The organism is Exiguobacterium sp. s26, assembly GCF_018618235.1.
GTDB lineage: Bacteria > Bacillota > Bacilli > Exiguobacteriales > Exiguobacteriaceae > Exiguobacterium > Exiguobacterium chiriqhucha.
Genome location: NZ_JACSLS010000034.1, coordinates 1 through 215, shown reverse-complemented (window position 1 = coordinate 215; position 215 = coordinate 1). Strand labels below are relative to the sequence as shown.

Annotated in this window: 1 rRNA gene; it reads left to right on the top strand. The window is 42.3% G+C overall.

The window, feature by feature from the left end:
- Nucleotides 1-129 precede the first annotated feature (129 nt).
- Nucleotides 130-215, top strand: a 5S ribosomal RNA gene (gene rrf / locus KNP82_RS15500); the annotation flags it as partial.

Sequence of the window (215 nt, the reverse complement as noted above, 5' to 3'; positions counted from 1 at the left end):
AATGATACTAATCGGTCGAGGCTTTGATCTAGTCTAAGGTTTGGATGAATTGATGAGTCTTCAGTTTTGAGAGAACAATCTCTTAAAAAATATTGACGTTATGACTAAATAATGTTAATATAATACTTGTCTGGTGGCGATAGCGAAGCGGCCACACCCGTTCCCATGCCGAACACGGAAGTTAAGCGCTTCAGCGCCGAAAGTAGTTGGGGGTC